The 20,697-nt window shown below is 64.5% G+C and carries 17 protein-coding genes; 6 read left to right on the top strand and 11 right to left on the bottom strand.

Annotation, left to right across the window (positions count from 1 at the left end; genetic code table 11):
- From VMS96_07450 to VMS96_07400, 11 genes are all read right to left on the bottom strand, one after another.
- Positions 1 to 3,153: a response regulator gene (locus VMS96_07450; protein ID HVP43251.1), complete on the bottom strand. Its 3,153-nt coding sequence runs from the start codon at positions 3,151 to 3,153 to the stop codon at positions 1 to 3.
- On the bottom strand, positions 3,150 to 4,031 hold the full coding sequence (locus tag VMS96_07445) for a protein-glutamate O-methyltransferase CheR (protein HVP43250.1): 882 nt from the start codon (positions 4,029 to 4,031) through the stop codon (positions 3,150 to 3,152). Before VMS96_07445 ends, VMS96_07450 begins: the two co-directional genes overlap by 4 nt.
- Positions 4,032 to 4,055: 24 nt before the next feature.
- The gene (locus tag VMS96_07440) at positions 4,056 to 5,480 is read right to left on the bottom strand and encodes a methyl-accepting chemotaxis protein (protein HVP43249.1); all 1,425 of its coding nucleotides are present in this window, start codon (positions 5,478 to 5,480) and stop codon (positions 4,056 to 4,058) included.
- 54 nt (positions 5,481 to 5,534) lie between these two features.
- The gene (locus tag VMS96_07435; GenBank protein ID HVP43248.1) at positions 5,535 to 6,053 is read right to left on the bottom strand and encodes a chemotaxis protein CheW; all 519 of its coding nucleotides are present in this window, start codon (positions 6,051 to 6,053) and stop codon (positions 5,535 to 5,537) included.
- Between the two features lie 6 nt (positions 6,054 to 6,059).
- Positions 6,060 to 6,422: a response regulator gene (locus tag VMS96_07430; GenBank protein HVP43247.1), complete on the bottom strand. Its 363-nt coding sequence runs from the start codon at positions 6,420 to 6,422 to the stop codon at positions 6,060 to 6,062.
- 133 nt (positions 6,423 to 6,555) lie between these two features.
- Positions 6,556 to 7,233, bottom strand: coding sequence for a histidine kinase dimerization/phospho-acceptor domain-containing protein (locus VMS96_07425; protein ID HVP43246.1), 678 nt, complete (start codon positions 7,231 to 7,233; stop codon positions 6,556 to 6,558).
- Positions 7,234 to 7,245: 12 nt separating this feature from the next.
- Positions 7,246 to 8,670, bottom strand: a complete 1,425-nt coding sequence (locus VMS96_07420; GenBank protein HVP43245.1) for a hypothetical protein — start codon at positions 8,668 to 8,670, stop codon at positions 7,246 to 7,248.
- On the bottom strand, positions 8,667 to 9,008 hold the full coding sequence (locus tag VMS96_07415) for a hypothetical protein (GenBank protein ID HVP43244.1): 342 nt from the start codon (positions 9,006 to 9,008) through the stop codon (positions 8,667 to 8,669). The genes VMS96_07420 and VMS96_07415 overlap by 4 nt, the downstream gene beginning before the upstream one ends.
- Positions 9,009 to 9,219: 211 nt before the next feature.
- On the bottom strand, positions 9,220 to 10,650 hold the full coding sequence (locus VMS96_07410; protein HVP43243.1) for a sigma-54 dependent transcriptional regulator: 1,431 nt from the start codon (positions 10,648 to 10,650) through the stop codon (positions 9,220 to 9,222).
- Positions 10,647 to 11,042 carry a response regulator gene (locus VMS96_07405; protein ID HVP43242.1) on the bottom strand — a complete coding sequence of 132 codons (396 nt, stop codon included), beginning with the start codon at positions 11,040 to 11,042 and terminating at the stop codon, positions 10,647 to 10,649. The genes VMS96_07410 and VMS96_07405 overlap by 4 nt, the downstream gene beginning before the upstream one ends.
- The gene (locus tag VMS96_07400) at positions 11,039 to 13,873 is read right to left on the bottom strand and encodes a PAS domain S-box protein (GenBank protein HVP43241.1); all 2,835 of its coding nucleotides are present in this window, start codon (positions 13,871 to 13,873) and stop codon (positions 11,039 to 11,041) included. Before VMS96_07400 ends, VMS96_07405 begins: the two co-directional genes overlap by 4 nt.
- A 369-nt stretch (positions 13,874 to 14,242) precedes the next feature.
- Between VMS96_07400 and VMS96_07395 the strand changes: the two genes are divergently transcribed.
- From VMS96_07395 to VMS96_07370, 6 genes are all read left to right on the top strand, one after another.
- On the top strand, positions 14,243 to 14,560 hold the full coding sequence (locus VMS96_07395; protein ID HVP43240.1) for an energy transducer TonB: 318 nt from the start codon (positions 14,243 to 14,245) through the stop codon (positions 14,558 to 14,560).
- 27 nt (positions 14,561 to 14,587) lie between these two features.
- A complete protein-coding gene (locus VMS96_07390) occupies positions 14,588 to 16,600 on the top strand; it encodes a HAMP domain-containing methyl-accepting chemotaxis protein (GenBank protein ID HVP43239.1) in 2,013 nt (670 codons plus the stop codon).
- 11 nt (positions 16,601 to 16,611) lie between these two features.
- On the top strand, positions 16,612 to 17,091 hold the full coding sequence (locus tag VMS96_07385; protein HVP43238.1) for a chemotaxis protein CheW: 480 nt from the start codon (positions 16,612 to 16,614) through the stop codon (positions 17,089 to 17,091).
- Positions 17,092 to 17,136: 45 nt separating this feature from the next.
- On the top strand, positions 17,137 to 18,042 hold the full coding sequence (locus VMS96_07380) for a CheR family methyltransferase (protein HVP43237.1): 906 nt from the start codon (positions 17,137 to 17,139) through the stop codon (positions 18,040 to 18,042).
- A complete protein-coding gene (locus VMS96_07375) occupies positions 18,039 to 20,129 on the top strand; it encodes a chemotaxis protein CheA (protein HVP43236.1) in 2,091 nt (696 codons plus the stop codon). Before VMS96_07380 ends, VMS96_07375 begins: the two co-directional genes overlap by 4 nt.
- Positions 20,126 to 20,697: response regulator (locus VMS96_07370; GenBank protein ID HVP43235.1), on the top strand; the 572-nt coding region annotated here is incomplete at its 3' end. The genes VMS96_07375 and VMS96_07370, both read left to right, overlap by 4 nt.

Raw genomic sequence — 20,697 nt, 5'->3', positions numbered from 1 at the left:
TCAGGGCACCGTCTCGGCCGCAGCGTCTTTGTGCACGGGGGCGGCGCTGCCGATCAGCTGCGCCACCGCCGCAATGAACTGGTCTTCCTGCACCGGCTTGGTCAGGAACGCCGATGCGCCTTCCTTGAGCGCGCGCTCGCGATGCTTGACGCCGGCGCGCGAGGTCACCACCATGACCGGGAGGGAGCGGGTCTCGGGTTGCTGCCGCAGGTGGGTCATCAGCTCGTAGCCGTTGGTGCGCGGCATCTCCAGGTCGGTGATCACCAGGTCGCAGCGATTCTGGGTTGCGATCTCTAACGCCTCGAGACCGTCGGCCGCCAGGCGCACGCGGTAGCCGGCCTTCTCCAGCATGCGGCCCACGAACTTGCGGACGCTGATGGAATCGTCCGCCAGCACGACGACTTTCTCGGGCGCCACTTGGTCGATGGCTTCCGCCGGGATCTCGCCGCGGGCCACGGCGGCGGCGCCGGGAGCGAAGATGCGGGCCGCGGTGGCGCTGGTCATCAGCGGCCGCCGCTCGATGGATTCGCCGGCGACCAGGCGGTTGACGTCGATCAGCAGGATGAGGCTGCCGTCGGGCGCGATGGTGGCCCCGGGGAACAGCTTCACATTGCGCATGTACTCGCCCAGGCTCTTGATGACGATCTCGTCCTTGCGGATGACCTCTTCGACCACCACGCCAACCTGCCGCCCTGCGACATTGACGATCACCAGCCGGTAGTAGCCGTTGACCGGCTCGACGCGTTCCAGGCCGAGCGACTGGTCGAGCCGGACCACCTCGGTGACCACGTCGCGCACCTTGGTCAGCAGCTTGCCACCGACTTCCTCGATGTCCGACTCCTTCAGGCGGCGGATCTCTTCGACGAAGGCCAAAGGCAGGGCGAACACGCTCTCGCCGCAGCGCACGAACAGCGCCTGGGAAATGATGAGGGTGAGCGGGACCTTGAGGGTGAAGCGCGAGCCCACTCCCTTCTGGGTCTCGATCTCGATCTCGCCATTCAGCTGCGAAAGGTTGGCCCGCACCACGTCCAGGCCGACGCCGCGGCCGGCGAGTTCCGTCTTGCGCGGCGCGGTTGAGAAGCCGGGGTGGAAGAGGAGTTCGAGCAGGTCGCGCTCGCCCAGCTTGGCAGCGTCTTCCGCGCTGACCAGGCTATTCTCGACCGCGGTGCTGCGGACCTTCTCGTAGTCGATGCCCCGCCCGTCGTCCTCGACCTCGATGTAGATGTGATTGCCGCGGTGGTAGGCGCGAACCGCGACGTTGCCCTGGTCAGGCTTGCCGGCGGCGTAGCGGTCGTCGTGACGCTCGATGCCGTGGGCCACCGCGTTGCGCACCAGGTGGATGAGCGGGTCGGAGATCTGCTGGATGATGTTGTTGTCGAGCTCAGTCTCGGCCCCGGCCAGGGTGAGCTCCACATGCTTGCCCGCGGCCTTGGCGGCGTCGCGCACGGTGCGGGTCAGGCGGGTGTAGAGGTTGCCAATGGGTACCATGCGGGCCTGGGTGATCTCATCCTGCAGGCGGTGGGCCAGCTTGGTGAACTCGTCGATGTCGGAATCCACGCGGCGCACGAAGCCGTCGAGCTGGGTCAGCACCTCGGTGATGTCGGCGGAGATCTCGGTCAGCGAGCGCGAGAGGATGTTGAAGTCGTCGTAGCGGTCCATCTCCAGCTCGCTGAACTCGGCCAGCGCGGGATCGAAGGAATGAGAATAGCTGGAGTAGCCCCCGGAGAACGGGTACGGATCGACGTGCTTCGGGGTGGGAGCGAAGTTGCCGCTCGCCAGGCGGCCGAACTCGTACTTCTCCTGGAATTCGGCGACCTTGTCGGACATGCGGGCCTTGGAGAAGTTCAGCACGTCGGCCAGCTTCTCCAGTTCGTTGAGACGTCCCACCATGCGGGTACGGTTGATGACCAGTTCGCCGACCGCATTCATCATGCGGTCCAGGCGCTCCAGAGCGATGCGGACGGACTTGGACTGCGGCACGCCCGCGGGCTCTTTCTTGGCCGCCTCGGCCTCCGCTTCCTTGGATTCGACTGCCGGCTCCGGCCTGGCGGCTTCCACAAGCTCGGCACGGAGGGCCTGGGTCTGGGCGCGCGCGGCTTCCAGCTCTTGCGAGAGTTCGGCGGCCTGAGCGGCAAGGGTCTGGGCTTCGGCGGCAAGTTCTGGTAGAGACGCAGCTTGCTGCGTCTCAGAAGACGTCCCAAGTGGCGTCTCTACCAAGGTCTCGGCTACCTGCGTGGGCACGGCTGCCGCGACAGCAGGTTCCCTCTCTTCCGGCGCCAGGTGCGCGATGCGGGTCAGCAGCGACGTCACCGCCGACTGCATCGCCTGGTCGTCAGGCCACTGGCGGTAGAGGAACTTCTTGAGCGTGTCCACCGCTTCCAGGCAGATGTCCACGATCTGGGCGGAAGGCATCAGCTCACCGTCGCGCAGGCGTCCCACCAGGTCCTCGGCCCGGTGGGCGACATGCGCGATGCGGTGCAGCCCCACCTGTGCCGCCGACCCCTTGATGGTGTGCATGGCCCGGAACAGGCGGTGGATCTCTTCGGGATTCGGATTGGTTTCGAGGGAGAGCAGGCAATCGGTGACGACTTGCAGGTGCTCTTCCGCCTCGGGCACGAAGAACTCGAGGATCTCGGGCGGCACATCGCCGTCCTGGGGCAGCTCGGCGAACTGCGGCGGCGGTTCCGGAGCCGCTGCCGGATGCTCGACCGACGCCGCCGCTTCCAGCGCCGCTTCCTTCTCTCGCTCCTCCGGCGTGGGCCCGGTGAAGGCGAAGGGATACTTCTGCTTGAAGGCGGTGATGTCTTCGGCGGCTTCGCCTCCGGTGGCGCTGATCATCAGCAGGTCCGACTCCAGTACCGCCACCGCTTCCGAGATGAATTCGACCAGCGGAGGGGCCGCTTCCGCTCCGATGGTCGCATTCATCGCGTACTGGAAGATGTGCGCCAGCTTGCCCGCGATCTCCGAGAACAGCGGGAAGCCGTACATCGCCGAGGCGCCGCCCAGGGTGTGGGCGGAAACGTACAGGCGGTCCAAGTCGTCGGCCGCCGGATAAGGGTCCAACAGCAGCCCCGAGTACTCCCGCAGGAACTGCAGGTGCTCGGACGCTTCCTGGAGGAAGACTTCGACGAAATCCTGGCCCGGGGCGCTCATAGGCTCTCCCGGGCAGCGGCTGCGTTGGAGCGCCGCGCAACGCTGCTGTTGGGCCTCTGGTAGAGGAGGCAGTCGCCGGCCACGGTGGTCTCGAAGTTCACCGGCAGCCGCGCCACCGACTCGGAGTGGCCGAGGAACAGATAACCGCCGGGCTCGAGGTAATCGTAGAAGCGCTGGATGACCTGTGAGCGCCGCTCCTCGGTGAAGTAGATCAGGACGTTCATGCAGAAGATGCAGTCGAACCGTCCCATGTACACGCCGTTGGCCAGGTTCACCGGGGCGAAGCTGACCATGTTGCGGATGCGGGGCTTGACCATGAACTGGTCGCCCACCCGCACGAAATAGTTCTCCAGCTGCCGCAGGTCGAGGCTGGCCAGCTCGCGCCGGGGGTAGACACCGCGCTCGGCATGCTGCAGCGCCTGCTTGCTGATATCGGTGGCCAGGATGTGGATGTTCCAGGCGTCGGCGAATTCCAGCGACTCCGCCAGGGTGATAGCGACGGAATAGGGCTCTTCGCCGGAAGCGCAACCCGCCGACCAGATGCGCAGGCTGCGCGGGTTCTCCCAGAACTTCTTCATGTGCAGTTCGGGCAGTACCTTGCGCTCTAGCGCGGCGAACACGGCGGGATAGCGGAAGAAGGAGGTTTCCTGGGTGAGCAGCCGCTCCACCAGGGCGTCGTATTCCACGTTGGAGCCGCGGATGAGGCGCATCAGGTCGGTCCCGTGCAGCATGCGCTTGTCGCTCATGTGCTCGCGCACGCGGGCGATGAGAAAGCGCTCGCGCGAGTCGTCGAAGTGGATGCCCGAGCGCTGCTCGATGAGCGCGCGGATCTCCGACAACTCGTGGCTGCTGACCGTGCCCTGGTTCCTCTCCACCATGGGACCTTCCCGCCTGTCCTCGGTTTACCGGCGGCTGATGGCGGCCGAGAGTTCTTTCACTTCGACCGGACCCGCGGCCGTGCTGACGCGGAACTGCGACAGGGCCTCGTTCAATTGCTCGGAGAGCTTCACCAGCTCTTCGACGGTGCGCGCCGTCTGGCGGGCGCCCTGCGAGGTCTGGCGCGTGATGTTGGAGATGATCTGCATGGCGTTGGCCACGCCTTCGGTGCCGCGCACCTGCTGCTTCGAAGCCAGTGAGATCTCCTGCACCAGCTCGGCCGACTGGCGGACGACGGACGAAATGGCTTCCAGCGCCTTGCCGGCCTGGTCGGCCAGGCGGGCGCCGACTTCCACTTCCTTGGTGCCCTCCTCCATGACCACCACGGCCTCGTTGGTTTCCGCCTGGATGGCCTTGATCAGGGCGGCGATGTCCTTGGTGGCGTTGCGCGAGTGCTCGGCCAGCTTGCGGACTTCGTCGGCAACCACCGCGAACCCGCGACCGGCCTCGCCGGCGCGCGCCGCTTCGATGGCGGCGTTGAGCGCCAGCAGGTTGGTCTGCTCGGTGATGTCGTTGATGACGCTGATGATCTCGCTGATCTCCAGCGAGCGGTCGCCCAGCGACTTGATCTTCTTGGCCGTGGCCTGCACCGACGCCCGGATGCGCTGCATGCCGTCCAGCGTGTCGCGCACCGCGCGGTTGCCCTGCTCGGCGGCGTCCAGCGCGCGGCGGGCGGCTTCGGCGCTCGCCTCGGCGTTGTTCGACACCTGCTTCATCGACACCGTCAGCTCTTCCACCGCCGACGAGGTGTTGGTGATCTCCTGGTCCTGCTGCACCGCGCCATTGAGCATCTGCTCGGAGGCCACCAGGATCTGGTTGGAGCTGCTGGAGACGTCGAGGGCGCCCTTGCGCACGCGCTCCAGCACCTTGGTGAAGTTGTCGAGCATGTAGTTGACCGAGTCCACCACGTTGCCCAGCGCATCGTTGGTGACCTTGCCGCGCAGGGTCAGGTCGCCGCGCGCGATCTGGCTGACGATGGTCAGGAAGTCGGTCACCGAGCGCTGCAGGTTCTCCTGCGCCTCCTGGTGGAAGACCGTTTTGGAGATCTTCTCCGCGGTGCGGTTCATGTTCTGGGCGATGAAGCCGAAGTCGTCCTGCGAGTCGATGTCGGCCGAGGCGCGGTAATCGCCCGCCGCCAGACGCTCGGAGAACTCCGTCAGCTCCTTCACCGGCTTGGACACCTTGCTGCCCAGCACGATGAACGTGATGCCCGCGGCGATGAAGAGCACCAGCAGCCCGCCCAGCAGGCGCATGCCCGCCTGGCTGGACGCGCTCACCGCGTCCAGGATGGGCAGGCCCTTGGCCCAGGCTCCGGCTCCGTAGCCCAGCCCCAGCATCGCGGCCATGGCGACCACGTTCACCAGGACCAGCATCCAGATCGTCGAATTCACTCGACCTTTCATACGGCCTCCAAGTACAACCGGCGGCTAGCTCCTAGCTGCCGGCTAGATCACCGGGACGGGGAACGTCTCGGTGACTTTCTTCAAATCCAGGTGCAGCGCCAGACGATCGTCGTGGCGCAGCATGCCGCAGCAGTGCGGCACATCCTTCGGGGCCTCGTCCACCAGGAGCGATTCGCTGGTGCTGTAAGTCCCGATGACTTCGTCGGCGGCGATGCCCAAACGCAGGTCGTCGCGCTCGCCATCTCCCTTCAGCACGCCGACCACGACGTGCTTGGGGGGCAGGTCCGGACGCCGGCCTTCGGTGAAGGCGATGTCGATCACCGGCACGATGGAACCGCGCAGGTTGAAGATTCCCATCAGGAACGCCGGCGACAGCGGCATGCGCGTCACCGCCGGCCATTCCACCACTTCCTCGACGTCCAGCACGGACAGAGAGAAGCGCTCCCGCCCTGCCCGAAAGATGCAGTACTGCGACTCGGGCAGTTGCTCCTCTGGCGCAACCTGTGGTTCAGCGGTTTCCGCCGGCTGCGCTTGCGGTTCGAGTTGTGGGTTCTCCGCCATCTTCACTCAGCCTACGAACTTCTGGACCGCCACCAGGAGCTGCGCCGGGGTGAAGGGCTTGACCACGTACCCATCGGCCCCTTGCTGCTGGCCCCAGAACTTGTCGCTGTCGCTGCTCTTCGACGTCACCAGGACGATGGGGATGCGGCCGTACTCGGCGCTTCCCTTCAACTCGCGGCACGCCTGAAAGCCATTGCGCTGCGGCATCACCACATCCAGCAGGATCAGCGCCGGACGCTCCACGTCGATGGTCTGCTCGATCTTGGTGGAATCGTGGATGGCCACCGGCCAGTAGCCTGCCTGCTGGAGCACCGACTGCATCACCTTGGCCTCCGACTGCGAATCGTCCACGATCAGGATCTTCTTCACGCACCAAACCTCATAAGCTGATGGTCCGCAGATAGAAGTGCAATTGCGCGGCCACGTTACCGCAGCCTGGACCCTTTGTATCACTTTTTTTAACTATAAGGGAATCAGTTACTTAGCTAAGCTCTGCGGTGCACTAGAAACGGATGGCATAGGCCTGAGACGAGGGCGACGTCTCATTTTGAGAGAATTTCTCAGTGCAGTTCATCTCCGCTTCCAGCGAGGACAGCCGCTGCATGATTTCGTGCATGCGTAGCGCCATGCTGTGGATGGTGTCGATCTGCTCGCGCACCTGCGCCGACACCGCTCCCGGTTCCAGCAGCAGCAATTCGGCATTGCCCAGCACGGAGGTGAGGGCGTTGTTGAAACTGTGCCGCATCTCCAGGATGTAGCGGCCGAGGGTGGCATGGCGATGGTCGCTGGCCGCGGCCTGTTCGGCACGCCGCAACTGCGAGAGGACATCGACGCGCTTGAGCATCTCGGCGGCCAGGAGCACCAGCGTATCCACCCAACCGTCGTACTGGCGGAACACCAGGATACGGGGATGGGCGGTGCGGATCCCCTGCACCCGGCTGCCGTCATCGGTGACGCAGATCCCCAGCGCGTGATACGCCTCCAGGCTGCTGAGGATGCTATCCAGGCGCGCCGGCGCAATCGGGCCGATCACGGTGAGCGGATAGCCCGCCTGCACAGACGGCGTCCACAGTTCGCTGGTCACCTGGGTGAAGGTCGGCACGGCGCGCTCCATCTGCCAGCGACCGACCAGACTGCGGGTGAAATCGGCGTCGTCCGCGATGATCAGAACATTGTCCACGTCAATCTCTCCCTAACGGCTCAGCTTCTCCGCTTCCTCGATCAGCCCCAGCATCCGCTTGCAAGTCGCGGCCAGGTTCACCGCCGCGTCGATGTCTTTGCGCTCCTTGGCCTTCGCGATGCTCTCCTGCAGGAGTGCGACCTCGGCGTGGGCCAGCTTGGTCGCCTCCGGCAGATCGGCCGCCGGAACACCCTTCTTCTTCCGTTCGACCGCTTCCAGCAGGATGGTCCGGCCGGCCACCGCGCGTTGCAGCGCGTCGGCGGCGTCATTGCCACCCTTGGTGAATGCCGCCACTTCCCACGAGGAAAGCAGGACCTTCGAATCGTGGTAGTGGATGGTGGCCACCGAGGTGGGCGTCGCCTGCACCTCGCCGATGAGTTGTTCGGCGATGTGCTCCAGGCAGGACTGCACATCCATCACTGGCTGAGTTTCCGCCTTGGTCGGAGCGGGGGATGGTTTCGCCACTGCGGGTAGCGGCGCGGGCTTCGCTTTCTCAGCGGCCGGCTTCGGCGCTGCGGTTGCTTTTGGCGGCTCGGGCGCCGGCTGTGGTGCGGGCACAGGCTTTGTGGCCTCCTGCTCCACGATGCGCGCAACCTTCATCATGCGCTCGAACGGCTGACCTGCCGCGTAGGGCGCCCGGAACGGGGTCTTCCAGTCGTGCCAGATCGCCGCCACGTTGTTCAGCGGCTCCTTGTCCGAGAGTCCCGCGGCCCGGCAATCCAAGTGCTTGATACCCCGCTTCTCGAGTTCGTGCAGCGCGTGACGCATGGTTCCCAGGTCCGCATGCAGGAGCCGGAAGAAGGCATGCCGGGCGACAAAATTGAATCGGGTAAAGGCCAGCATAGCCCCCGAGCCGAAATACATCTCCCCGGCCTCTTCCTTGAGCTGGCGGACGTGCGCCAGGATTCCCTTCTCCAACAGCTCGTGGAACGTCTTGCATTCCTTCAGTCTCGCCAGTTCGCCATCGAGCACTTCGAGCCAGCGCGGCTGATGGGGGACCGTCTCGCCCAGCACCGGCTCCAGCACCTGGGCGATGTCGTCGAGCTCCAGTTCGCGATCGTGCATGGAGTGGGGAGCACACTGGGAGAAGTACTGGACCAGCAGGAAATCCACCTTGTCACGGTCGGCGGGGCTTTTCTTTTCCTTGCCGAGAAAGCGTCCCAGCAGCGCCCTCAAGTTGTCTTCCTTGGCGACCTTGGCGGTCTGCAGCGCCTGGCGCAGGTGTCCTGCATGGCTGCGCGCGTCCACGGCGTCGAACCAGGCAGCGATCTTCTCCAGGACCTCGGGGTCGTTGCGGTCGATCGGAGATTCCAGGTCGCGGCAGGGCTCGATCCCGAGTTCGAACTGGCGCACGATGCTGGCGTAGATGGGATAAATGCGGCGGTCCGCTCGCCATTGGGCGGCGATCTCGCGCAATGACATGGTGGCGGTGCTCATTTTCGAATGACCCAATTCGCAACCGGCCCGATAAAGCGGGCAGCGACTGCGGTCTTGCCCTCGTGGTATTGCACAGCGACAACTTCGGCTTCCGCCTCCAGCAGCCCCTCCGCATTCACCAGCCGGATGCGATCGCCGAACTCCAGCGGCAGCCTGGCGGCGAACAAGACCTCTCGCGGAGTGCCGAACTCAATGACCGTCTCTTCTTCTTCGTCACCCTCGATGCGACCCACCCGCACCGGCACCCGGATGGCGGTAGCCGCGGGAAAGAACCCCGCCAGCCTGGCCACGTCCGACTGTTCCTCTGCCCACGGAGAAATGACGGCCTTTTGCGCCACATGACCTCGCACCGCCCAGCCTTCGGGCGGAAAGCCACTTCGATTCGCAGAGTGGAAGTGCACGACGACGGCCAAAGATTCAGGCCACACCAGAAGTCGTAAGTTCTTGAAAAATCAGAAGGCTTCGCTCGGTGCTTAGCGGAAAGCCGGGGTCGGCGTCTCAGGTTGAAACAGTTTCTCAGCCCAGCCGGTGTCGCGTCGCAGGCCGGGCCTACCCTTCAGAGGTAGCGCCAACGCCCTTGGCGCGCTCCAGGCTGATGTTGTAGCGCTTGAGCTTTCGGTAGAGCGTTGCCCGGCTGATGCCCAACATCTTGCCAGCCAGCGCCTTGTCGCCGCCCACCTGTTCGAAGACGCGCTGGATGGTCATGCGTTCGATATCTTCCAGGTCGGTTGCCGATCCCGAGGCCGCTTCCCCATCGTGCTCAGGGATGGCCTCGGTTTCGAAGACCGCAGGCGCCCCGGCGCGAGCTTCCCGTATGGCCGGCGGCAGGTCGGCGATGTCGATGGTCTGCTTGTTCCCCAAGGCGATCGCCCGCTCGATGCAGTTCTGCAACTCGCGCACGTTCCCCGGCCAGTCATACCGCAGCAGGCAGCGCAGCACTTCGGGCATCACCTGGATGGGGGTGTCGGGTGAATGGTCCAGCAGGAAGCACCGCACTAGGCTGGGGATGTCCGACTTCCGCTCCCTTAGCGGCGGCAGGTGGATGGTCACCACATTGAGGCGGAAGAAAAGGTCCTTGCGGAAGGTGCCGGCCTTGTAGGCTGCCTCCAGGTCGCGGTTGGTGGCTGCGATCACCCGCACGTCCACCTTCTGCCGATCGTTGCTGCCCACCGGTCGGACCTCTTTCTCTTGCAGCACGCGCAGAAGTTTGGCCTGCATCTCCTGCGGCAGCTCGCCGATCTCGTCCAGGAAGATGGTGCCGCCGTTGGCCGCCTGGAAGAGCCCGTGCTTCGACTTGAGCGCCCCGGTGAAGGCGCCCTTCTCATAGCCGAACAGCTCGCTCTCGATCAGCGTGGGCACCAGGGCGCCGCAATCCACCGCGACGAAGGGACGCTTGGCGAAGGACCCGCGGAAGTGAATGGCGCGCGCCACCAACTCCTTGCCCGTTCCGCTCTCCCCGGTGATGAGCACCGGGGTGCGGGTGTCCTTCAGGCGGGCGATCATGCGCAGCACATCCTGGATCTTGGCCGACGAGCCGGTGATGTCATTGAGCTGGCTCTCCGTGCTCAGCCGGTCGCGCAGAAAATCGCGTTCGGCTACCAGGCGTACCTTCTCCGCCATGCGCTGCAGGATGAGTTTGACCTCTTCCACCCGGAACGGCTTCTGGATGTAGTGGTACGCGCCCAGTTTCATAGCCTGCACCGCGCTCTCGATGGAGCCGTGGCCGGTCATGATGGCCACCTCGCAACCGGGCTGCAGGTTCTTGACCTGCTGCAACAGCTCCACGCCGCTCATCTTGGGCAGCATCAGGTCGGCGATCAGGATGTCGGGGCACTCGGCTTCCAGCTGTACCAGGGCGGCCTCACCGCTCTCCGCCTCGGTGCAGTCGAAGCCCAGCGAAGCGCCGATGGTCATGCACAGCTTGCGGATGCTCTGCTCGTCGTCCACGATCAGGAACTTGATGCGGTAGTCGTCGGTCATCGGGCCTTCCCAATGGTCTTTTCCACGCACTGGATCAGCTGCTGCACCCGGAACGGCTTCTCGATACAGGGCGCCCCGGTGTGGCGGAGAATCTGCTGCGTCTCCTCGTTGACCGTGTCGCCGGTGATAAAGACGACGCGGGAGACCAGTTCCGGCCGATTGGCGGCCAGCCAGGCGTGGACATCGGCGCCGTTCACCCCGCCCGGGGTGCGCATGTCGGAGACCACTCCCAGATAACTGGCGACCGCCAGCATGCGCAGGGCATCCGCCCCGCTCGCGGCCTGGGCGGTGCGGTAGCCGGCGCGCTCCAGCGCGGCCACCAGGAAGCCCATCACCGACGCTTCATCCTCGATCACCAGGATGGGCAAGACCTGCTGACTCGCGGTGCTCATGCCTGCGCTCCCGCCGCGGCCGCCACTGCCGCCGGCCCCGCAGCCGCCGGCAAGCGTACGATGAATGTGGCCCCCGGCCTGCCCTCATTGTTATGGCAGATGATGTCGCCTCCGTGCTCGCGCACGATGCCGTAACAGATGCTCAGCCCCAGTCCGGTGCCCTTGCCAACCTCTTTGGTGGTGAAGAACGGATCGAAGATGCGCTCCGGGAACTGGATGCCGCGGCCGTTATCGCGGAACGCGACCTCGATGCCGCCGTTGACGTAAGAAGTCTCCACCTCGATGGTGCCGCGGCGCTCCGTCTCCCGCACCGCGTCGTAGGCGTTGTTGATGATGTTCAGGAAGACCTGCTGCAGTTGCTGGGCGTCGCCCACGATATCCGGCATCCCGTCGCGTAGCCGCTCCACGATGTCCACCCCGTGGCTGGCGAAGTCGTAGGCGCGCAGTTGCAGGGTGCGCCGCAGGATCGGGTTCACCTGGACGGCGCGGTGCTCCGCCGGCATCTGCCGCGCGAAGCTGAGCAGGTTCTGCACGATGGTCTTGGTTCGCTGCGCCTCCTGCACGATCACCTTCAGGTTCTTGTGCGCCGATTCCGGGACGTCCTCCTGCTCCAGCAGCAGGTCGGCGAATCCCAGGATCGCGGTCAGCGGGTTGTTGACCTCGTGGGCGACGCCGGAGACCAGCTGGCCGACCGCCGCCATCTTCTCGGCGTGCATCAGCTTGCCTTGCAGCATGGCGGCGTCGGTGACGTCGGTCATGACCGCCACCATGCTGTTCACCTCCCCACGCTCGTCCCGCATGGGGCTGAGATTGATGGAGAACTGCGACAGCTTGCCGTCCGGCCGCATCATGGGAAGCTCGAGATTGTTCACTTGCTGGCCGGCCAGGACGGCTTCGAAAGCCGCGGCCATCGCTTCCCGCCGCTGGGGGGCGACGAATTCCAGCAGTTGATGGCCGAGCAGCTCGCTTTCGCGAAAATTGCCGTGCTCGAAGCAGCGGCGGTTGGCGTAGCTCACCAACCCGGCGGTGTCCGCTACCAGGATCATGCTCTGGGTGTTGTTCAGGATCTTGGTGTTGAAGTCGCGCTCCCGCTGCAGCTGCGCCTGGAAGGCCTTGACTTCACTGATGTCGAGCATCACCCCGCGATACTGGATGACCACGCCCTTCGCGTCGCGCACTGCGAACGCATTCTCCAGGGTATGCACGAGGGTGCCGTCACGCCGCCGCAGCGCTTCTTCGAAGTTCCGCACCATGCCTTGCTTCTCGATGGCCTCGATGAACCGCCGCCGTTGCTCCGGCTCGGGATAGAGCTCGGTGCGGATGTCGATCTGCAGGAGTTGCTCGCGGCTGTCATAGCCGAGCATGCGGACCAGCGCGTCATTGACCTCGACGAAGTGCCCTTCCGGCGTGGAGAAGAAGATGCCTTCCTGGATGTTGTCCAGCAACTCGCGATAGCGCCGTTCCGCCTCCCGCCGGTCGGTGATGTCCCTGAGCACGTGGATGGTCTGCAACCCCTCGTTCAGCGCTCCCCGCACCCGCGAGGTCGAGACCAGGTACGTCCGGTCCAGCACCGGGTGGATGTACTCGTCGCTCTTCTCCATCCCCACGCGGCAGAAGGGGCACGGCTGGTCGCCGGCGTCGGCGGCGATCGAGACCAGGGCGCGCATGCCCACCCCGATCAGCTCCGCCGGCCGCACCCCGATGAATTGCGCCAGGGGCAGGTTCACCCGCAACACGCGGTGGGCGTCGTCGTGCACCACGATGAAGTCGGTGATGGAATCGAAGATCTCCGCCCAGTGCTTGTTGGATTGCGCGATGCGGGAGAACAGGCGCGAGTTCTCCAGCGCCACCGAAGCGTGCGCCGAGACCGCTTGCAGCAGGTTGCGGTCGGGCTGGGACAACTCGTGATCGAGATTCGCCAGGCAGAGCAGCCCCAGCAGCTCCTGATCCGCGCCCACCAGCCGTACCACGACCAGGTCGCGCCAGCCCAACGCCGCGGCGATGCCCGGTCCCAGCAATTGGGCAGCATCGCCCTGCAGCAGGGCGGAGGAGCGTTCCGCGGCCACGTCGCTCAGAGCCGCAGTCAGCCGCCGCACCTGTGCCTTGTCGCTGGGCTCGCCCGGCTCATGGAGGACGATAGTCTCCAGGCTGGAGCCCTGCGAGAGCGCCAGGGCGCCGGCTTGCGCCCCTAACATCCCGGTGACCCGCTCGGTGAAGCTACGGGCGAACTCCGGCAAGCGCAACGACGCGCTCAATTCCAGGGCGAGGGCCATCAGGTCCTCGGCGCGCTTGCGGTGCCGCTCGGAGCGCTGCAGGGTTTCGATCAGGCTGCCCAGGTACGACGCCAGGATGGTGGCCTTGCCGGCCAAGTCTTCATCGAAGTGCTCGCCGTCGTCACGGCTGAGAAAGACGATGGCCCCGATCACATCCCCGCCAACGATCAGTGGCGCCGCCATCAACGACTTCGCCTGGAAATCCCCCGCCATCGGGTATTTCAGCGGGTCGAGATGGTTCGCATACACCGTGTGCCGGCTCTTGACCGCCTCCACCGCGACCGCGCTTTCGCTCATGCGCAAGGTGGAGGCGCGGAACCGCTCCGCCTGGAAGCCGTCGGCATCCACGCCGACCAACTGCTCCCCGTCCGCCAGTCTCCAGTAATACACCCCATCCAAGGCGAAGAACCCCCGCGTCGCCTTGCAGAACAGTGAGATCAGCTCCGCCAGGGTGCGTCCTTCACGGCAGGCAGTAGAGATCTCGAGCAACAAAGCTTGGAAAGGACTGTCCACACCTGGCGAGGTATCCGGGGTTGCGGATTCGTTGCGGATACTCATGGTGTGGCGGCGCTTAGGAACCCGGACTGGGTGCTGAGACGGTGCGAAAGTACCGTCTAATCTCAAATTGAGTCAAGCAAATAAGAGTCCCAGATAGTTACTCCCGAGGAAGCCAGTCTCCGGCCGCATCTCAGCCTGAGACAGATAGGCGCTGCCAAGGCTGCTCATGAGACGCTCCCGGCCTCCAAGCACGCCCCTTTCTCGGCCTATAAACATTGATGTAAATGTCTGAAAATAAGTTATTTATTTGAAATTATTAGGTTGAGACTGGCACTTTCTGCACATTGGCATCGGCCTTGCACTTATGTCGGCGGGTTGAACCTCACGCTTCTGGAGGATTCTGTGCTGCTGCGAAAGATCATGCGTTGGATGGGAATCGCAATCATCGCGCTGCTGGCTGTCATGGTGGCGGCGCAAACCGCTTCGGCCCAGGAAGAGGCCGAGCGCAAGGTCAAGACAAAGGTATCGCCGATGTATCCCGAGCTGGCCCGCAAGATGAACGTGAGCGGCACCGTAAAGGTGCAAGTCACCATCGCACCCAACGGCAGCGTGAAGTCGGCAAAGGCTCTCGGGGGACACCCCCTGCTGATCGACCCCGCCGTCGACGCCGTCAAGAAATGGAAGTACGAACCGGGGAAAGACGAGACCACGACCATCGTGCAGTTCAACTTTAATCCCGCGAGCTAGCGCGAAGCAGTACGTGAAGAGGCAGATATGAGTATCCGCAAGAAACTATACGTGGGCTTTGGAGCGATCCTTTCCATCGTGATGGTGCTGTTCCTGCTCAGCATGGCGGCGATGCTGCGCGAGCGGTCGGCGCGGTCGGCCGCGGCCAGGTCGGCGGAGATGGAACAGGCCACCGAGGCGGTTCGCTTCCAGATGATGCAGAACCGCCTCCTGTTGGGCAATTACCTGCTCAGCGGTGACACCCGCGAACTGGACCAGATGAACGCAGGCGTCTCCAAGCTGAACGAACTGCTCAACCACGCCCTCAGGCTGGCGGATTCGGAGCGGGAACGCACCGCCCTGACCCGGGTCAAGGAAGCGGAACAGAGCTGGGTGACCTCGTTCGCCGGCGCCATGATCAGCAAGCGCAAAGACGTGGATGGCGGCAACGCCACGGTCGCGGAACTCCAGATCTTCTATCTGCAGCAGAATCCCACCGAATGGCTGCGGAAATCCGCTGAGCCCCTCGACGATGCCAAGCAAGCCACGGCCGCCAATCGGGAATCGCAACAGAAGTTCAACGAGACCGCTTCCACCATCACCTTGGTGGTCTCGATCCTGGGCACGCTGCTGGCGCTCATCTGCGGCGCCGGGGTCGCAGTATTCACGGCGCGGTCCATCACTCATCCGCTCTCGCATCTGATGGCCGTAGCCCGTCAGATCGGCGAATCCGGCGACCTGAACCAGTCGGTCGACATCAGCCGCAACGACGAGATCGGCGAACTGGCACGCACCTTCGAGCGCATGGTCACTTACCTGAAGGAGATGGCAGCCGTTTCCGAGGCCATCGCCGGCGGCAATCTGGGGCTGGAAGTGCAGCCCCGTTCCGACAAGGACACGCTCGCGTTAGCGTTCACCAGCATGATCGGCGGCCTGCGCAAGCTGGTCACTAGCGTGCGCGACAGCGCCTCGCAGGTCGCCAGTGGTTCCAACCAGGTGGCCGGCGCCAGCGAGGAATCCGCCAAGGTCAGCATCCAGGCCTCGCAGGCGATCGACGAGGTCACCAGCACCATGCACGAGATGTCCATCAATGTGCAGAACATGGTGAAGAACACCCAAGTGCAGGCCTCCAGCGTCAGCGAGACCTCGGCCTCCATCGACGAGATGGTCGCCTCCATCCAGCGCGTGGCCGACACCGCCAAGGTGCTGCTCGACATTTCCCAGCGCTCGCGCGAGGAAGTGCAGAGTGGAATCGTCACCATGGACAAGGCCACCCAGGGGCTGAACAAGATCAACGATTCCATCCATACCTCGTCCGGCATCATCGGGGTGTTGGGACAGCGCGCCGACGACATTGGCAAGATCATCGAGGTCATCGACGACCTGGCCGAGCAGACCAACCTGCTGGCCCTGAACGCCGCCAACGAGGCGGCGCGCGCGGGCGAGCACGGGCTGGGCTTCGCCGTGGTCGCCGACGAGGTCCGCAAACTGGCGGAGAAATCGGCGCAGTCCACCAAGGAGATCAGCGACCTGATCCGCAGCATCCAGAACGAATCGCGCAAGGCCGTGGACAACATGGAGAAGAGCACCGCCATCGTCAACGACGGTCTGACCCTGGGCAGCGACCTGAGCGCCGCGCTCAAGAAGATCTCCAACGTGGTGACCGAGGTGTACAAGTTCGCCCAAGAGATCGGCGCGGCCACCAACGAGCAGTCGCACGGCTCCTCGCAGATCGCCAAGGCCACTACCCGCCTGAACGAGATCACGCACGAGATCAACTCCTCGGTCGAGGAGCAGGCCTCGGGCGCCCAGGCCGTGGTCAAAGCCATGGAGCGGATGCGCGAACTGACTCAGCAATCCACTTCCAGCTCCACCGAGCTGGCGGCCTCGGCGGAGCAGATGTCGAAGATGGCCCGCAGCCTGCTCGAAGCGATGGACCGCTTCGCGCTGGAAGCCTCCGCAAGCGGAAGCAACGGCCACGGCCGCCACGCTTCCAAGCAGGCGCCGTTCGGCGAGGAGCGCAGCCACGCGACGCATTACGCCGCCGCGGCCCGTTCCTGAGCGAGGACGCAATGGCCAAGGAACTGCACATCGTCGGCTTCCGCATCGGTAAGGAGACCTTCGGCGTCCCCATCGCCCTGGTGCACGAGATCGTGCGCGTGCCCGAGATCACCGCCGTCCCCGAGGCTCCGGCCTGCGTCGAAGGGGTCATCAACCTGCGCGGTCGCATCATCTCGGTGGTGGACCTGCGCAAGCGTTTCGGGGAGAAGGAGATCGCGCGCGGTAAGAAGAACCGCATCTTGGTGGCCGAGGTCGAGGGCAAGCTGGTCGGCCTGGTCGTGGACTCGGCTTCCGAAGTCCTGAAGATCCCCGCCGCCGAGATCGACCAGCCTCCCCAGGTGTACGAGGAGAACGAACTGAATTACGTCACGGGAGTGGGAAAGCTGAACGGCCGGCTCATCATCCTGGTCGACCTCTCTCGGATCCTCAAGCCCGGCGAACTGCGCCGGCTTGACCGCTTTGCCGAGGCGCAGGCTGAGGTGCCGGCGTGATCGCGTTGCTGAACGTCCGGGTCACCGACCCGGCAGAAGGACTCCATGGTGACCACGACGTCCATTCCTGTCCAGCTGAGTGATGCCGAACTGAAGCTGCTCCAGACCCTCGTCTACCAGGAGTGCGGCATGTACTTCGACGAGCGCCGGGTGCACTTCCTGCAGGACCGCCTGCAACGGCGTCTCAAGGCCACCCAGCTGGATTCCTTCTACCACTATTACCGCCTGCTCACCAGCCGCGAGGGCAAGGCCGAGCTGGCCGCTCTGCTCGAGAACCTCACCGTCAACGAGACCAGTTTCTTCCGCAACAAGCCGCAGCTCGACCTCTTCGCCAAGGTGGTGCTGGAGCAGATGCTGCACCGCAAGCAGGAGCGCCGCGACTGGTCGCTGCGCATCTGGAGCGCCGGCTGCTCCACCGGCCAGGAACCGTACACCCTGGCCATGCAGGTCTGCGACGCCCTCGCTTATTACTACCTGCGCAATCCTCTGCCCTTCGAAATGCCCTCGCCTAAGCCCCTGATCCCTCCGCCCTGGAAGGTCGAGATCCTGGCTTCCGACATCAGCTATTCGGTCCTGCGGGTCGCCCAGGAGGGTTTATACCCTGAGAATCACATGGAACCGGTGGATTACACCTTCCGCCTGCGTTATTTCGACAAGGTGGGCGACCGCTACGCCATCAAGAAAGCCGTGAAGGAACTGGTCCACTTCGATTTTCACAACCTGAAGACCGAGTTCCTGCCCCAGCGCAATGACATCATCTTTTGCCGCAACGTCATGATCTACTTCGACGAAGCCGAGCAGAAGCGGCTGATCGACAAGTTCTACCGCTGTTTGAATCCCGAGGGGTATCTATTCGTCGGCCACGCCGAGAGCCTCTTCGGCCTGACCGATCGCTTCAAGATGATGCACCTGAACAATGGCACCGCCTACCAGCGGATCGAGGTTGGATGACCATGGGCTTCTTCTCCGAGGAACAGGGCGCCGAGCTCAAAGAGCTCTTCTTCGAGAGCGCGCAGGAGCTCCTGCAGACGCTCAACGAGGACGGCCTGCGCCTGGAGAAGCACCCCGGCGATACGGAGATCGTGCGCAGCATCCGCCGCACCGTCCACACCCTGAAGGGTGATTCGGCCGCGTGCGGGTACTCGGACCTCAGCGAGCTGGCGCACGAACTGGAAGATGTGCTGACCCCGGAGATCGCCGCCCGCCATAACGGCCGCATCGCCGAGGTCGTGCTCTCCGCTGCCGACGCCTTCCACGAGATGCTGGCCGCCTATCGCGCCAAGACCCAGCCGCCCGCGCCGGATGGGGTGCGTGCCCAGATCAAGAACCTGGTCGAAGCGCCGGCCCAGCCGGCCAAGTCGGCCTTTGCGCCTGCTTTCGCCTGGACGGAGTACGAACAGGTGGTGATTGCCGATGCCGCCGCCAAGGGCCAGAAGATCTTCTTCATCGCCCTGGGCATCGATCCAGATTGCCCGATGCGCGCCGCCGCGGTCCAGCTCGCACGCAACGTACTGACGGAGGCGGGCCGGTTGCTGGCCATCCACCCCGACGAAGACTGTCCTGACGCTACGCTGATCGAAACCGCCATCACCACCCGCCACAAGCAGACCTGGCTGGAAAAGAAATGCCGTATCCCGTCGGTGGTGAACGAACTCCTTGTGCGGCCGTACGAAGCGGCCGCCGCCGAGGAGGACGTACTTGACATCCAGGAAGTCGTCGAGACTCCAGCGCCTTCGCTGGCACCCTCCACCGAGGAGCCGCTGGCCGACATCACCCTTCCCTCCGCCGCCGAGATCAAAGCGGCACCGGTCCAGACCACGCCTTTCGGCAGCGCGCCGGAGAATTTGTTGCGCGTGGACGCCGACCGCATCGATGCCGTCCTGAACCTGGTTGGCGAGCTGATCATCGGGAAGTCCATGCTCCACCAGGCGATGACCGAGTTCGACCAGCGTTTCGGCCGGGACCCGCTGCGGGCCCGTTTCGCCGACGCCACGGCGTTCCAGGCCCGGGTGCTGAACGATCTGCAGAAGTCGGTGATGAAGATCCGCATGGTACCGGTCGAACAACTCTTCCGCCGCTTCCCGCGAGTAGTGCGCGACGTGGCTAAGGTGGCGGGCAAGGAAGTCGAGCTGGTGATCAGCGGCGAGGACACCGACCTGGACAAGAGCATCCTCGACGCGCTGGCCGAACCGCTCACCCACCTGGTGCGCAATGCCGTGGACCACGGCATCGAATCGCCGGCCGAGCGCGTCGCCGCCGGCAAACCGCCCCAGGGCACGGTCCGCCTCAACGCCTACCACCAGGGCAACCAGATCGTCATCGAGATCACCGACGATGGTCGCGGCATCGACCGCGCCAAGGTCATCGGCAAGGCGGTTGAACACGGCCTCCTCGAGTCCGAAGAAGCGGCCCGCTTGGGCGACACCGATGCCTTGAACCTGATCTTCCACTCCGGCCTGAGCACCGCCGAGCAGGTCACCGGGCTCTCCGGCCGCGGCGTCGGCATGGATGTCGTGCGCAGCGTCCTGGAACGGCTGAAGGGCACCATTTCCATCGAGACCGATCCCGGCCACGGCACCCGTTTCCTGCTCAAGGTGCCGCTGACCCTGGCCATCATCAAGGCTCTCCTCTTCCGCGTCGCGGACCGTATCTACGCCGTACCCCTCAGTTCGGTGGTCGAGATCACCCGCGCTGACGAAAGCGACGTTCACCGCGTGGACCAGCATGAGGTCCTGCAGCTCCGCGAAGAAGTTCTCACCCTCGTCCGCCTGGGCAAACTGGCCCCGGCCGAAGCGAGTTCGAAAGGAAAGATGTTCGTGGTAGTCATCACTCTTGCGGAGCGGAAGTTCGGCTTGGCAGTGGACCGCCTGGTCGGAGAAGATGAATTGGTCATCAAAGCAGTAGACGACGCCCTGGTTGCCACCGATATGGTCAGCGGCGCCTCCATCCTGGGGGACGGGACGGTCGTGCTCATCCTCAACATTGCCGCTGTGGTCGAGCGTCTGGGCCGGTCGCGGGCCGTGGGAGCGCACGCATGAGCCACCCGGTGCGCGTTCTCGTGGTTGACGATTCCGCCCTCATGCGGAAACTTATCCCGCAGATCCTGGAGCGGGATGGTTCCATCCGCGTGGTGGGCACGGCCATGGACGGCTCCTTCGTCTCCCGCAAGATCGAAGAGCTCCGCCCCGACGTCATCACCCTCGATCTCGAGATGCCCCGCATGGACGGCATGGAAACCTTGCGCGAGATCATGCGCACTTATCGGCTGCCGGTGATCGTGGTCAGCGCCCACAGCACTCAGGGCGCCTCTGCCACTTTCAAGGCACTGTCGATGGGGGCCTTCGACTTCGTGGCCAAACCGCGCGACGCCGCCTCTTGCCGTATGGATGAGATCGGCAGCGAACTCGTCTCCAAGATCAAGGCGGCGGCCCACACCAAACTGCCGGCGGTGCAGGCGGGCTTTCTTGCCGAGGCTGTCCGTGTGCGTAAGCCTCTGGTGAAGCACCGGGGCACGGCCAGCCGGATCGTCGCCATCGGCATCTCCACCGGCGGGCCCAACGCCCTCCAGTATCTCCTGGCGCAACTGCCCGGTGACTTCCCCGGCGC

The sequence above is a fragment of the Terriglobales bacterium genome, assembly GCA_035543055.1.
GTDB lineage: Bacteria > Acidobacteriota > Terriglobia > Terriglobales > Acidobacteriaceae > JAIQFD01.
Note: the sequence above shows the minus strand (reverse complement) of the source record. Positions and strands in the feature narration are given on the sequence as shown.

Bases quoted from the DNA above. Each gene is read 5' to 3' on its own strand.
- VMS96_07450 (HVP43251.1), bottom strand. From the start codon at position 3,153: ATGAGCGCCCCGGGCCAGGATTTCGTCGAAGTCTTCCTCCAGGAAGCG.
- VMS96_07445 (HVP43250.1), bottom strand. From the start codon at position 4,031: ATGGTGGAGAGGAACCAGGGCACGGTCAGCAGCCACGAGTTGTCGGAG.
- VMS96_07435 (HVP43248.1), bottom strand. From the start codon at position 6,053: ATGGCGGAGAACCCACAACTCGAACCGCAAGCGCAGCCGGCGGAAACC.
- VMS96_07420 (HVP43245.1), bottom strand. From the start codon at position 8,670: ATGAGCACCGCCACCATGTCATTGCGCGAGATCGCCGCCCAATGGCGA.
- VMS96_07410 (HVP43243.1), bottom strand. From the start codon at position 10,650: ATGACCGACGACTACCGCATCAAGTTCCTGATCGTGGACGACGAGCAG.
- VMS96_07405 (HVP43242.1), bottom strand. From the start codon at position 11,042: ATGAGCACCGCGAGTCAGCAGGTCTTGCCCATCCTGGTGATCGAGGAT.
- VMS96_07400 (HVP43241.1), bottom strand. From the start codon at position 13,873: ATGAGTATCCGCAACGAATCCGCAACCCCGGATACCTCGCCAGGTGTG.
- VMS96_07395 (HVP43240.1), top strand. From the start codon at position 14,243: ATGGGAATCGCAATCATCGCGCTGCTGGCTGTCATGGTGGCGGCGCAA.
- VMS96_07390 (HVP43239.1), top strand. From the start codon at position 14,588: ATGAGTATCCGCAAGAAACTATACGTGGGCTTTGGAGCGATCCTTTCC.
- VMS96_07385 (HVP43238.1), top strand. From the start codon at position 16,612: ATGGCCAAGGAACTGCACATCGTCGGCTTCCGCATCGGTAAGGAGACC.
- VMS96_07380 (HVP43237.1), top strand. From the start codon at position 17,137: ATGGTGACCACGACGTCCATTCCTGTCCAGCTGAGTGATGCCGAACTG.
- VMS96_07375 (HVP43236.1), top strand. From the start codon at position 18,039: ATGACCATGGGCTTCTTCTCCGAGGAACAGGGCGCCGAGCTCAAAGAG.